This window comes from Lentzea sp. NPDC037011 (assembly GCF_055607425.1).
On sequence record NZ_JBVJRT010000012.1, the window covers coordinates 78,285 to 91,877 of the forward strand.

The following is a 13,593-nucleotide window of genomic DNA, read 5'->3' on the forward strand; positions in this document are numbered from 1 at the left end:
CCGTCACCAGTCGAGGGGCTCCTCGGGCTCGGGCCACTCCTCCGGTTCCGGCAGCGAGGAGAACCCGTCGTCGTCCGAGGCGCCGGGGGCCCAGGCACCGGCCGCGGTGGCGCGCGACGACGGCCGGGCGGACCGCGCGGGCTTCGCCGGGGTGCCGGTGCCGAGGAGCGCCTGGTCCGGTGCCGCGGCACCGGGACCGGCGTCGGCCACCAGTTCGAGGACCGCGGTGCCGTACTTGGTCAGCTTGGCCTGGCCCACACCGCTGACGGTGCCGAGGGCCGCGAGCGTGGTGGGGCGGGAGGCCGCGATGCCGCGGAGGGTGGCGTCGTTGAAGATCACGTAGGCCGGGACCGCCTGCGTGCGGGCCTGGTCGGCGCGCCACTTGCGGAGGGTCTCGAAGAGCGGGGCGGCCTCCGCGGGGAGGTCGGCGGCGGCCTTCGGCTTGGCACCCGGTGTGGCGGTGCGGGTGGTGGAGCGGGCCGGGGTCATGTCCTTGCGCATCATGACCGTGCGCTTGCGGGACAGGACGTCGCCGCTGGCCGGCGTGAGGACGAGCGTGGAGTACTCGCCCTCCACGGCGAGGAGGCCCTGGGCGAGGAGCTGGCGGACCACACCGCGCCACTCCGACTCGGTGAGGTCCTCGCCGAGGCCGAAGGTGCTGAGGCGGTCGTGGTCGAACTGCAGGACCTTGGCGGTCTTGCGGCCCAACAGGATGTCGATGGCCTGGCCGGCACCGAACTTCTGGTTGCGCTCGGTGCGCAGGCGCCAGACCGTGGAGAGGAGCTTCTGGGCCGCGACCGTGCCGTCCCACGACTCGGGCGGGGTGAGGCAGGTGTCGCAGTTGCCGCAGGGGGTGCCGGGTTCTCCGAAGTAGTCGAGCAGCGAGGTGCGGCGGCAGTTGACGGTCTCGCAGAGGGCGAGCATCGCGTCGAGGTGCGCCTGGCTGCGGCGGCGGAACGCCTGGTCTCCCTCCGAGGACTCGATCATCTTGCGCTGCTGCACGACGTCGGCGAGGCCGTAGGCGAGCCAGGCGGTGGACGGCAGGCCGTCGCGGCCCGCGCGGCCGGTCTCCTGGTAGTAGCCCTCGACGGACTTCGGCAGGTCGAGGTGGGCGACGAACCGGACGTCCGGCTTGTCGATGCCCATGCCGAAGGCGATGGTGGCGACCATGACCAGGCCGTCCTCGCGCAGGAAGCGGGCCTGGTTGCGCTGGCGGACCGAGGCGTCGAGGCCCGCGTGGTACGGCAGCGCCTCGACGCCGTTCGCCACCAGGAACTCGGCGGTCTTCTCGACCGAGGCGCGCGACAGGCAGTAGACGATGCCCGCGTCACCGGCGTGCTCGCCGCGCAGCAGGTCGAGGAGCTGCTTCTTGGGCTCCTTCTTCGGCACGATCCGGTACTGGATGTTCGGGCGGTCGAAGCTGGAGACGAACAGGCGGCCGTCGCCGAGGTCGAGGCGCGTGAGGATCTCCTTGCGGGTCGCCTCGGTCGCGGTGGCGGTGAGGGCGATCCGCGGGACCTTCGGCCAGCGTTCGTGCAGGTGGGCGAGCGAGAGGTAGTCGGGCCGGAAGTCGTGGCCCCACTGCGAGACGCAGTGCGCCTCGTCGATCGCGAACAGCGCGATGTCGGCCTTGTCGAGCAGCTGCACGGTCGCCTCGGAGCTGAGCCGCTCGGGCGCGAGGTAGAGCAGGTCGAGCTCGCCCGCGACGAACTCCGCCTCCACCATCCGGCGCTCGTCCCACGACAGCGACGAGTTGAGGAAGCCCGCGCGCACGCCGAGGGCGCGCAGCGCGTCGACCTGGTCCTGCATCAGCGCGATGAGCGGGGAGATCACCACGCCGGTGCCGGACCGCACCAGCGCCGGGATCTGGTAGCACAACGACTTGCCGCCGCCGGTCGGCATGAGCACGAGCGCGTCGCCGCCCGCGATCACGTGCTCGACGATGTCGGCCTGCTCGCCGCGGAACTCGGGGTACCCGAAGACGCGCTGCAGGACCTGCAGCGCGTCTCCGTGGTCGGTTGAACCCATGCCGCCGATGCTAGCGAGCGGCACCGACAACTCGGGGAGCTAGCCCAGCGCGCTCTGCGTACCTGCGGAAACGCTGAGCGCGGTGATCGGGGCGGCGGACGCGGCCGGCACCGTGCCGCGGATCGGGACCCGCACCGAGGTGTCCGCCAGGTCCACGGTCAGCCGGGGCAGCCGACCCGGCGCGACGATCACGCTGGAGTCGGTGCCGCCGATCAGCAGGCCCAGGCGGTGGCCCGCCGGGACGAGGTGGTCCGTTGTGGACAGCCGGAACGTGATGCGGTACTTGGTGCCCGGCGTGATGGTGCGCGTGGTGGAACGCGACTCGTAGTTCGCGAGGTCGGCCCACCCGCGCGCGATGACCTGCGCGTCGACGTTGCCCGCCGTGGTCTCGGTGTTGCGGTAGCAGGCGTCGTCGCCGGTGCGGCTCTCGCCCCAGCACGACTCCGCGGTCAGCGTGCGGATGCCCTCACCGGTGCGGACCCGCGCCGGGCCGTAGTCGACGAGGTACGCCGTGAGGTGCGCGGTCGGCGTCGAGGACGACACCCCCACCGTGATCGACGACGTGCCCGCGACCAGCAGGTCCGACGTCAGCGGCGCGGTCGAGTGGACGACCCGGCCGGTGTTCGAGCCGGAGAGCCACGAGGACGGCGTGCCGCTGCCGTTGTCGGTGAACGCCGCGGTCCCGGTACCGGGCGTCGTGCCGAGGCCCGCGGCAGAAGGCCGCAGCACCTGCGTGGTGGTCCCGGCGGGCGGCCACGTCTGCGTGTCCTCCCACTGGTCCGGGTTGCGTTCGACGGACGCCTGGGCCTCGTTCTCGATGCCGTTGGGCACGTCGAGCAGCCAGCGGTCGAACCACCGGTGCAGCGTCGGCACCCATTCGGCGCGCCGGAAGTCGAACGGGTCGACGTGCGCGGTCTGCGAAAACCACAGCTTCTTCGGCACGGTCGCCGGCAGCGCGTCCCAGAACTGGCCGTACTGCAGCGTCTTCACGTTGAGGTCGTTCTGGCCGTGGATGGCGAAGACGGACGCCTTCACACGCGAGGCGTTGCGCACGAAGTCGCGTTGCTGCCACATGGCCGTGTAGTCGCCGTTGGCCGGAGAGCCGTTGTTGATCTCCGTGCGCACGGCACCACAGCGCGAGCTGGCGTTGGAGTTCTCGAACTGCGAACCCAGGCCCGTCGGGGAGCTGTAGCTGCGGTAGGAGACGCCGTCGGAACGGAACCAGTCGTACCACGAGCTGATAGCGGCAATCGGGACGATGGTCTTCAAACCGTCGATACCGGTCGCCGCGACGCCGTTCGCGATGGAGCCGTCCCACGACTTGCCGATCATGCCGACGGCGCCGGTCGACCAGCTCGCGGACTTCGTCGTGCTGCCGGTGACGGTCGTGTAGCCGGTCCGGCGGCCGTTGAGCCAGTCGATCACGGCGCTGGCGGACGCGATCTCCGCCCGCCCGCCGACGTCGACGCAGCCGCGCGACCGGTTCGTGCCGAGGAAGTCGACCAGCACGACGGCGTAGCCGCGCGGGACGAAGTAGTTGTCGTAGAAGAGCGGGAACTTCACCGGGACGCCGGCCGAGTCGTAGGTCTTGACCTCGCTCTCGTTGCCGCGGCCCGCGCTCTGGTAGTACGGGCTGGCGTCCATGATCACGGGCACGCGCCCGGTGGTGGCGGGTCTGATGACGTCGGCCGTGACGCGGTCGCCGCGGCCGTCGCCGTCGAGGTCGAGGCCGGTGTCGACCCAGACGCTCTCGCGGACGGCGTCGGCCATCGAGTGGATGGGAGCGGACACGCCGCCGGACAGGGTGAACGCCGGTGTCGCCGCTGTGGCAGGGATTGGCGCGAGGGTCAGGGCCCCTACTAACGCCACTACAACACGAGCACGGTTCATGAACTTTCACGCTACGGAGTGACAAAGTCACCTAGCAGAGTCGAAAGTCTGGTTCCGCAGAGTTGCGGCCGGTCCCCGTGGCGCTGAACATACGACCTCGTGAGCTTCACCTTCGAGCCGGCGCGCACGCGGATCGTGTTCGGTCGCGGCACCTCCTCCTCCGTACCCGCCGAGGTCGAGCGCCTGGGCGCCGCGCGGGTCCTGCTGATCGCCCGGCACGGCGGCGACCGGGTCGCCGAGGCGCTGGGACCGCTGCTCGCGGCCCGGTTCACCGGCGCCACCGTGCACACCCCGGTCGAGGTCACCGACCGGGCGCTCGCGGTGCTGCGCGAGCACGGCGCGGACTGCGTCGTGTCGGTCGGTGGCGGGTCCGGCACCGGGCTCGCGAAGGCGTTGTCGGTGCGCGCGGGCGTGCCCCAGGTCATCGTTCCGACGACCTACGCGGGCTCCGAGGTCACGCCGGTGCTGGGCGAGACGGCGGACGGGCTGAAGAGGACCCGGCGGGACGCGGCGGCGCAGCCGGACACGGTTGTCTACGACGTCGACCTGACGCTGGACCTGCCGCTGGACGTCACGGTGACCAGCGCCGTGAACGCGCTCGCGCACGCCGTGACGGCACGCGGCAACGAGAACCCGTTGATCGACGCCATCGCCGTCAAGGCCATCGACGGCATCTTGCACGCACTGGCTGACGATCCGTCCACGGTGGACGCACGGACCGAGTTGTTGTACTCGGCGTGGTTGGCGGGAACGTGCCTGGCGTCGGTTCCCATGGGGCTGCACCACAAACTGGCGCACGTTTTGGGTGGATCGTTCGGAATGCCCCATGCCGCAACACACACGGTGTTGCTCCCCCACACCGCACCCGCCGACCTGGGCGGGCGCGTCCACGACACCGCGGCACGGTTCGGAGCCGCGACCTCGTTGCGGGAGCTGGGATTGACGGAGTCCGATTTGTCCCGCGCCGCGGAGATCGCCGAGCACCCGGAGGCCTTGCGCGTGCTGGCGAACGCGTGGCGCGACGCACCGATCAGCTGAAGCGTTGTCAGCCTTAAGGCTGATGTTCACGTCATCGAACCGAGACCAATCTCCGATGTGGAACCTGTAGATCTGCTGATGAACTGACGGCATGTCCAGCCCCTTGGATCTGTCCCTGCTACACGGGCCGATCCCCGTCGCCGCGACTGCCGCGGGCGTGGTCGCGCTGCTCTTCCTGGCGATGCGGGCGAAACGGACGTGGTGGACGCGCGTGCTGCCGTTGACCGTGCTGGGCTGTGCGCTGGTCGTCGCGGGGCTGGCGTACGTGGTCGACCACGTGTGGAAACCGTGGCCGGAACCGCTGCCGGCGGTCCTGCTCGGGTGGCTGGGCGCGGCACTGGTCGGTCTCTGCCTGGCGGTCGCGCGGCTGCGGGCCGGGCGGTGGTACCTGCGCACGTTGAGCGTGGTGGCCGCTCTTGTCGTCGTGTCGAGCGCGGTGACGGCGACGAACGCGTTCTTCGGGCAGTACCCGACGATGCGGGCGGCGCTGGAGGTCTTCAGCAACCCGACCGTGGACCTCGACGAGGCCGCGAAGCCCGGTTCGGCCGTCCTCGAGGTGCCCGCGGGCAAGCGGCTGGCCGACGTGTGGCGCAAGCCGCCGGACCTGCCGGACAAGGGGACGGTCTCCGAGGTCGACATCCCGGGCGCCTTCAAGGCACGTCCGGCGTGGGTGTACCTGCCACCGGCGTACTCGGCGACCCCACGGCCCCGATTGCCCGTCATCGTGCTGATGGCGGGTCAACCGGGCAGTCCGCGCGATTGGCACGACGCCGGACGGCTCGTCGAGAACATGGACGCGTTCGCACGCGCGCACGACGGGCTCGCGCCGGTCGTGGTGGTGCCCGACCAGCTCGGTGCGGTGACGGCGAACCCGCTCTGCCTCGACTCGAAGCTCGGGCAGTCGGAGACGTACCTCGCGCGGGACGTGCCCGCGTGGGTCAGGAAGCGGCTGACCGTGGACGAACGCCGGGAGGCGTGGACCGTCGGCGGGTTCTCGCACGGCGGCACGTGCTCGTTCCAGCTGGCCGTGCGCGCGCCGGACGTCTACGGCAACTTCATCGACCTCAGCGGCCAGGCCGAGCCCACGCTCGGCACGCGCGAGGAGACCGTCAAGGCCGCCTTCGCCGGGGACGAGGCGGCGTTCCTGCGGGTCAACCCGCTGGACGTCCTCGCGCGCGAACGGTTCCCGCACACCGCGGGGGTCATCGTCGTCGGCCTGGGCGACCCGGGGTTCCGCGAGGCGAACGCGCTGGTGCTCGAAGTCTGCCGCAAGGCGGGCATGGACGTGGTGCGGCACGAGCTGCCCGGCGGGCACGACTGGAACGTGTGGCGGGCCGGGCTTTACGAACACGCGCTGCCGTGGCTCGCGGCGCGGACGGGGTTGAGCAGGTGAACGGGGTGGTGGCCGTGGCGCGCAGGGCGCGGCGGATGATCGCGCGGTTGTTCCGGACGGCACCGCTGACGTGCTCGTTCCTGGTGGTGTTCTGGACCGTCGGGACGCTGGCGCCGCCGGTCGACGAGGTGCTGGAGCGGGTCGGGTTCGGCACGGACAGTCCGGCGTGGACGGTGCTGACCTCGGTGCTGTGGGCGATGGACCTGCCGGGCTACGTCGCGACGACGGTGTTCCTGCTGGTCTTCGGCGCGCTGGCGGAACGGGAGTTCGGGTCGCTGCGGACAGCGGCGATCTTCCTGGTGTCGCACGTGGTCGGCGCGTTCCTGGGGATCTCGTGGGTGCTGCTCGGGCAGGCCGCGGGCTGGTGGTGGCTGGACTCGCTGGTCGGCCACGTGGCCGCGGGGCCGTCGATCGGCGGGGTGGGGCTCGCGCTGGCGCTGACGTTCCGCCTGCCACCGCTGTGGCGGCGCCGGGTGCGCTTGTTCACGATCTTGTCGGTGCTGGTCCTTACGCTCTACTCGGGATGGTTGGAGGACCTGCTCCGGCTGTCCGGTGGTGTGGTGGGTCTGCTGGTCGGAGCGTTGTTCCTGAAGGGAGGTGGCGAGCACAGGGCGCGCACGTTGCAGGAGACGCGGGTGCTGGTGGCGTTGCTGCTGGCGGCCTCGGCGCTGGGACCGGTGGTGGCGATGCTGTCGCCCAACCAGGACGGTCCGCTGTGGTGGTTCGCCGACGTCGTGGCGGTCGTGCAGCCGTCGCAGGACGAGGTGGCGGTCGTGTGCGGCAACCCGGACGCGGTGGACCTGTGCCGGACGATGCTGGTCCAGCTGTCGTACGGGCGGTTCCCGGCGCTGGTGATGTCGGTGCTGCCGGCGATGCTGCTGCTGGTGCTCGCGGAAGGCCTGCGGCGCGGACGGCGGTTCGCGTGGTGGTCGGCGCTGGTCTGCAACGCGGCGTACGCGGCGTTCATCGGGTGGTACGTCGTGGAGGCGGCGCAGATCCCCGAACGCGGGGCGCTGGACCTGGCGTTCTCGTACAGCGTGCCGATGCTGGTGCCGCTCGCGATCACGGTCGTGCTGCTGGTGACGCGTCGTCATTTCGACGTCGCGCTGCCCCGGCGTGCCGTGGTGCGGTTCTGGCGGTTCACGCTGGGCAGTGTGGCGCTGCTGTCGGCGCTGTACGTGTTCGGCGGGTACCTGGTGCGCGACGAGCTCACGCCGGCGCCGGGGTTCTCCGAGCTGCTCGCCGACCTGCCCGCGCGGTTCCTGCCGCCGGGGTACCTGGTCGGGCTCGTGCCGTTGCAGTTCTCGGCGGACGGGTTCGTGGGCGCGCTGCTGTTCGAGTACACCGGCGTGGTGTTCTGGCTGATCGCGCTCGCCGGTCTGCTGATGGCGTCGTGGCGTTCCTGGCCGACCGCGTGCACCGAGGCGGCCGAGCGCGCGCGTGCGTTGATGCGGCGTCACGGCGGTTCGTCGTTGTCGTACATGACGACGTGGCGCGGCAACCAGTACTGGTTCACGCCCGACGGCGAGACGGCCATCGCGTACCGGGTGGTCGCGACGATCGCGCTGACCGTCGGCGACCCGATCGGTCCGGCGCCGCTCGCGGCCGTGCGCGGGTTCGCCGAGTTCTGCGCGCGCAACGGCTGGACGCCGTGCCTGTACAGCGTGGGCGCGGCGACCAGGGACGCGGTGGCGGGCCTCGGCTGGTCGGCCGTGCAGGTCGCCGAGGACACCGTGGTGGAGCTGGAGGCGCTGAGCTTCACGGGCAAGAAGTGGCAGGACGTCCGCACCGCGCTGAACAAGGCGGCGAAGGCGGGCATCACCGCGGAGTGGTGCACCTTCGCCGACGCACCGTTCGCGATCACCGACCAGATCCGGTCGATCTCGGCGGAGTGGGTGGCGGACAAGGGCCTGCCCGAGATGGGGTTCACGCTCGGCGGGCTGGAGGAGCTGACCGGAGAGGGGGTGCGCTGCCTGATAGCGGTCGACGCCGACCGCACGGTGCACGGTGTCACGAGCTGGCTGCCGGTCTACGCCGACGGCGAGGTCGTGGGCTGGACGCTGGACTTCATGCGCCGCCGCTCGGAGGGGTTCCGCGGCTCGATGGAGTTCCTGATCGCCTCCGCCGCGACGTCGCTGAAGGAGGAGGGCGCACGGTTCCTCAGCCTGTCCGGCGCCCCGCTGGCCCGCCTCGACCGCGGCGAACCCCCGCGCGGGGTGCAGCGCGTGCTGGACCTCACCGGGCAGGTGCTGGAGCCGGTGTACGGGTTCCGGTCGCTGTTCGCGTTCAAGGCGAAGTTCCAGCCGACCTACCGGCCGATGTTCATGGCGTACCCGGACTCGGCGGCGCTGCCCCGCATCGCCAACGCGGTGAGCCGCGCCTACCTGCCGCACCTGAACGCGCGGCAGGGCGTCCGCCTGGCCGGCAAGATGATCATCCGTTCCCGCGACCGCGAGCCCGCGCCCGTGCGCTGACCTGTGGGCGCGCCGGGTGAGAGTGCTAGGCCGAAAGGGTGGTGAGTCGATCCTTCTCGCCGTGGCGCGCGCGAGCTGGGCAAGGATGCGCCGATGACCGTGCGGGACGATCTGCTCGACCGGCCCACGACGTTCATCGGCCGGCACGCCGAGCTGGCCGAGGCCAGGGCGCTGCTCGGCCGGTCGCGCCTGGTGACGCTGGTCGGCACGGGCGGCGTGGGCAAGACGCGGATCGCGGTCGAGACGGCGCGCGCGGTGCGGGACGACACCGCGTTCCGGCACGGGGTGTGGCTGGTGCCGCTGGGCGAGCTCGACGACCCGGCACTGCTGGCGAGGACGGTCGCGGCCGGGCTGCGCGTCGTCGACAACGGGCGGGACGCCGGCCCCTGCCGGCTCGTGGAGGCGTTGTACGACAAGCACTTGATGCTCGTGCTAGACGCGTGCGACCACCTGCTCGACGCCGTGCGGGACCTGGTGCACCACCTGTTGCGCCACTGCGAGGGGCTCACGGTCCTGGTGACCTCGCGTGCGCCGCTGAACCTGTACGGCGAGTGCGTGCTGCTGGTGCCGCCGTTGTCCGCTGATGATGCGCTGGCGCTGTTCCGCGACCGGGCGGCGGTCACCGAGGCCCGGCTGCCGGAGGCGTTGGACAGGACGCCGCTGGCGGTCGAGCTGGCCGCGACGCGACCGGGCGAGCCGGTGCGCGCACCGGTGCTGGAGTGGGTGGCGCGGAACTGCTCCGACGAGGAGCGCGAGCTGTGGGCGGCGCTGTCGGTGTTCCCGGCGGACTTCGACCTCGCCGCGGCGACAGCGTTGTGCGGCAGGGAGATTTCGCTGTCCGCACTGGTGGACAGGGCGCTCGTGACGGTGTCGGCGAACCCGGTGGTGGAGCGGACGCGGTACCGGCTGCAGGACACGGTCGCGCGGTTCGGCACAGGTCTGCTGACGGACCCCGATGCGGTGCGGCGCAGACATGTGCGGCACTACAGCGCGGTGGCGGAGGAGGCCGCGAGGTCGTGGTTCTCACCGGACGACTCGCGGTGGGTCGCGCGCCTGCGGGAGGAGTGGCCCAACCTCCGGACCGCCATCGGGTACGCGCTGCGCTCCCCCGGCCTGGCGCCCACCGGCGCGACGATGCTGATCGACCTGGGGCGGACCCGGTTCCCCGTTCTCGCGGGCGTGCTCGGCCAGTTCCAGGACCTGCTGGCCATCGCACGCGAGGCCGTCGGACCGCCGCTGCGGACGTCGCTGGCCGCGCACCAGGCGTTGCTGGCCCTGACGCAGGGCGACCTCGCGGCGGCGGGCCCGTTGCTGAGCGAGTTGCGCGGGCAGCCACCGGATGCGGAGTCCGATGTGGACCTGATGTGGGTGGAGGCGACGCAGCTCTTCCTCGTGGCGGGCTCTGCGGACTGCGTGCCGGTGTACGAGCGCCTCGCCGAGCTGTCCAGGGAACGCTCGGCGCCGGGCGACACGTACGTCATCGAGCTGTTCCTCGCCACCGCCTCCTGCCTCCTGCTCGACGCCGAGGCCGCCGACAAGGCGACGACCGCGCTGGCCGCGAAGAGCACCGGGGTGGCCTGGTCGACCGCGTGGGCGCTGTGGCACCGCGGCCTCTACGAGCTGCTGCACGGCGACCCCGCCCTCGCGCACCCGCACGCCGCGGAGGCGTTGCGCATCCAGCTCACCCTCGGCGACACCCACGGCCCCGCCCACAGCCTGTGGCTGCTCGCGTGCACCTGCGCCGAACTGGGCGCCCACGACCGCGCGACCCGCCTGCTGGGCGCGCTGCGGTCGCAGGAGCGCACCACCCGGATCTCCTTCGCAGGCCTGACCCCGTTCCGCGTCCTGCTGGAACGCGCGGACCGCACCGTCCGCCGCGCACTGGGCGACGACCACCCGGTGATCGCCACCCTGGGCGCCGACCTGCGCCCCGACCAGGCGATGGAGCTCGCGCTGGAACCGGTGCCCGACTCCGAGCGCCGCCCGCCCCGACCGACCCTGCCCGGCGGTCTGACCAGGCAGGAGTTCACGATCGCGGGCCTGGTGGCCGACGGCTTCTCGGCCAAGCAGATCGGCGCCCGCCTCTTCATCTCACCCAGGACGGCGGACCGGCACGTGGTCAACATCCGCACGAAGCTGGGCCTGCCCAGCCGGGTGGCGCTGGCGGCGTGGCACCGGTCGGTGACCGGCGACGACCCCGACCGCCGCTGGTAGCCGGTTCGCCGGCACCGGCTCACCGCGTCTCGGCGGCCAGTTTCAGCCCCAGCGCGATCAGCACGGTGGCGGTGAGCCGGTCGAGCAGGAGTCGCCGGCGCAGCAGGAAGGCGCGGGCGCGGGCGGCCAGGCCGATGAGGACCGGGAACCACAGCAGGCCGATGCCGAGGTGGATGGCGACGAGCAGCACGCCCCACGACGGTGCGGACGCGGGCAGGAACTGCGGCAGCAGCGAGAGGTAGAAGACGCCGGGTTTGGGGTTGAGCAGGTTCGTCAGCAGGCCGACGCGCACGGCGGCGCGGACCGACGGGACCGGGGCCGGTTCGTCGAGGTCAACGGGTGTGCGGGCGGTCCACAGCGCCTTCACGCCCAGGTACACCAGGTAGGCGGCGCCGAGGACGCGGACCAGGTCGTAGGCGAGCTCGGACGCGGTCAGCAGCGCGGTCAGACCGGCCAGCCCCGCCGCCGCCCACACCAGGCAGCCCAGGGTGCTGCCGACCACGACGCCCAGCGCCGCGCGCCGGCCGACGAGCAGCGCCGTCCGCAGCACCAGCAGGGTCTCCAGGCCCGGGGTGATGACGGTGAGCAGCGCGACGAGCGTGAAGCTCAGCAGTGCGGTGGTCGACATGCGGCCATCAGAACACGGAAACGCTGCGGTGCCGGAAGAATTTACTCGGCCGACACGTGCGTGACACCATCCACAGTGGACCTCAGCGGTACCATGCCCGCACACCGATGCGGCCCGTGCTGCCCAGGTCGATGTTGATGCTGCGCTCGGGTGCGACCGGCACCAGCGACTGCCAGGCGCCGCCGGGTGCGACCGCCAGGTCGACGTGGCTGCCGACCTGCGGCGGGTCGAGCGTGGTGTGCGTGTTCCGCCAGAGGATCGCCGAACGCGCGCGCCCGCCCGGTTGCACGGTGATCGGTTGTGGCGGGTCGTCGAAGCCTTCGAGCCGTGCGATGCCGCCGGAACCCGGCAGGACCGCCACGTCCAGCGGCTGCCAGCGCTCGTCGAGCAGACGCACCTGCGGGTGGCCGTTGAGCTGCACCGGTTCGGTGCCGCAGTTGACCACCTCGACCGCCATCACGCGCAGGCCGGTGGCCGCGTCGCCGCCACTCGTGGTGAACCGCAGGCCGCCGGTGCAGGCCGGTTCCGCCGGTGCCGCCGTGGTCAGCGCGGGTGGCGGCAGCACCGGTTCCTGCCGCAACGCCGTGTGCCTGCCGCACGAGGTCAGTGCGACGAGCGCGGTCACCACCGCCAGAAGAGCTCCGCCCCCAGATCTCATGCGACCGATCATGCCCGTGACCGGAGGAGATGTCATTGATTTGGCACCGGCCGGCGTTCCGCCGCGGCGCTACCCTCTGCTCCGGGGAGGGATACCGATGAACGCCGTGCATCCCGGCTTCGTCCGGTGGATCAACGAGGAGTGGGGCGGTGACGAGCTCTTCGCGGCCGCCCTGTGCCTCGACGAGCTCGCGGAGGCCTGCGGAGGGCCGTACGGCGAGTGGGGCACGCTGTCCGAAGAGGACCAGTCGGTGCTGCTGCAGCACTTCAGCACGCTGCACCCGGACCGGACCTCGTTGCGGGCGGTCGCGTTCGAGTACCGGGAGCACGCCGGCGACGGGAACCTGCGCGAGCTGGCCCGGCGGCTGCGCGAGGACGGGGACGTCCTCGCGCACGACCTCGCGCCGGTCTGGTGGCGGCGCAAGCAGGAGAACCGGGTCAGCACGCACCGCTCCACCTACACCGTCGAGCTGCTGCTCGACGACTACGACCGGCTGATCGCGCTGGTGGGCACCCTGATCGACGCGGCACGGGACTCGGCGCAGTGCGAACGGCTGCTGGACCTCAAGATGGTGCACCGCGAGCTGGAACGCGGGCGCGACCGCGCCGTTCCGGCGATGACCGGGCAGAACCGGTGGGAGTTCTTCGTCATCCTCACGGCCGAGCACATGGACCTCCTGCGCGCGGAGGGCGGCGAGCACGCCCGGTCGGCGCCGGCCGGCTTCCGCGCCTACTGGCGGGACGTGGACAGGGCGTTGCGGTCGGCGCGGTCCATCGCGTTCTCCTGAGCGGGCTTGACCCTGCACCGTGGTGCAGGGTCGAGGGTGGCGGTGTGATCGAGACCGTCGAGACTTCGGAACGCGCCGCGGTGACCAGGTGGGGCCGGGCGGGCGCGCTGTACGACCTGGTGGCGAGCGCCGCCTTCCTCACGCCGTGGACCGCGGCGTTCGCGCTGGGTCTGATCGGGGACCTGCACGCGGCGCTCGGGCTGCCGGGTGCGCCGCCTCCCCCGCCGAACGCGATGACGTTGTTGTTCGCCACGCTGTTCGGCACGGTCGTGGTGCTGTGGTCGGTGGTCCGGTGGGTGCGGCCGGAACCGGTGTTGATCGCCGCGGACACGGTGGGCAGGGTGCTGTTCAGCGGGTGGTTCACCCGGGCGCTCTGGCAGGGCGAGACGCCGGTGCTGGCGGTGTTCCTGGTGCTGGAGGTGGCGTGGGGTGCGGCGCAGCTGCGGGCGCTGCTGGCCGGGCGCAGGGCGGGGTAGCGTCCGG

General features: G+C 72.0%; 10 protein-coding genes. 6 read left to right on the forward strand and 4 right to left on the reverse strand.

Annotation, left to right across the window (positions count from 1 at the left end):
* Positions 1–3: 3 nt before the first annotated feature.
* A complete protein-coding gene (recQ, locus tag ACZ7CH_RS32340; RefSeq protein WP_360390132.1) occupies positions 4–2,028 on the reverse strand; it encodes a DNA helicase RecQ in 2,025 nt (674 codons plus the stop codon).
* Positions 2,029–2,067: 39 nt separating this feature from the next.
* On the reverse strand, positions 2,068–3,918 hold the full coding sequence (locus ACZ7CH_RS32345) for a Xaa-Pro dipeptidyl-peptidase (RefSeq protein ID WP_458430806.1): 1,851 nt from the start codon (positions 3,916–3,918) through the stop codon (positions 2,068–2,070).
* A 99-nt stretch (positions 3,919–4,017) separates the two neighbouring features.
* Between ACZ7CH_RS32345 and ACZ7CH_RS32350 the strand changes: the two genes are divergently transcribed.
* The 4 genes from ACZ7CH_RS32350 to ACZ7CH_RS32365 all read left to right on the forward strand — a co-directional run bounded on the left by ACZ7CH_RS32350 (position 4,018) and on the right by ACZ7CH_RS32365 (position 11,037).
* Positions 4,018–4,956: an iron-containing alcohol dehydrogenase gene (locus ACZ7CH_RS32350; RefSeq protein ID WP_470375687.1), complete on the forward strand. Its 939-nt coding sequence runs from the start codon at positions 4,018–4,020 to the stop codon at positions 4,954–4,956.
* Positions 4,957–5,047: 91 nt separating this feature from the next.
* The gene (locus ACZ7CH_RS32355; RefSeq protein WP_470370641.1) at positions 5,048–6,349 is read left to right on the forward strand and encodes an alpha/beta hydrolase; all 1,302 of its coding nucleotides are present in this window, start codon (positions 5,048–5,050) and stop codon (positions 6,347–6,349) included.
* Positions 6,346–8,823: a rhomboid family intramembrane serine protease gene (locus ACZ7CH_RS32360; RefSeq protein WP_470375688.1), complete on the forward strand. Its 2,478-nt coding sequence runs from the start codon at positions 6,346–6,348 to the stop codon at positions 8,821–8,823. Before ACZ7CH_RS32355 ends, ACZ7CH_RS32360 begins: the two co-directional genes overlap by 4 nt.
* A gap of 93 nt (positions 8,824–8,916) precedes the next feature.
* The gene (locus ACZ7CH_RS32365; RefSeq protein WP_470375689.1) at positions 8,917–11,037 is read left to right on the forward strand and encodes an ATP-binding protein; all 2,121 of its coding nucleotides are present in this window, start codon (positions 8,917–8,919) and stop codon (positions 11,035–11,037) included.
* A 19-nt stretch (positions 11,038–11,056) separates the two neighbouring features.
* Here ACZ7CH_RS32365 and ACZ7CH_RS32370 read toward each other — a convergent pair whose 3' ends face one another.
* Positions 11,057–11,665, reverse strand: a complete 609-nt coding sequence (locus ACZ7CH_RS32370; protein ID WP_360390147.1) for a LysE family translocator — start codon at positions 11,663–11,665, stop codon at positions 11,057–11,059.
* A gap of 82 nt (positions 11,666–11,747) precedes the next feature.
* The gene (locus ACZ7CH_RS32375) at positions 11,748–12,323 is read right to left on the reverse strand and encodes a DUF4232 domain-containing protein (RefSeq protein WP_470375690.1); all 576 of its coding nucleotides are present in this window, start codon (positions 12,321–12,323) and stop codon (positions 11,748–11,750) included.
* A gap of 97 nt (positions 12,324–12,420) precedes the next feature.
* On the opposite strand from ACZ7CH_RS32375, the gene ACZ7CH_RS32380 reads away from it, so the two are divergent.
* Both ACZ7CH_RS32380 and ACZ7CH_RS32385 read left to right on the forward strand, forming a co-directional pair.
* Positions 12,421–13,110 carry a hypothetical protein gene (locus ACZ7CH_RS32380; protein ID WP_360390153.1) on the forward strand — a complete coding sequence of 230 codons (690 nt, stop codon included), beginning with the start codon at positions 12,421–12,423 and terminating at the stop codon, positions 13,108–13,110.
* 44 nt (positions 13,111–13,154) lie between these two features.
* Positions 13,155–13,586, forward strand: coding sequence for a hypothetical protein (locus tag ACZ7CH_RS32385; RefSeq protein WP_360390156.1), 432 nt, complete (start codon positions 13,155–13,157; stop codon positions 13,584–13,586).
* Positions 13,587–13,593: the final 7 nt, after the last annotated feature.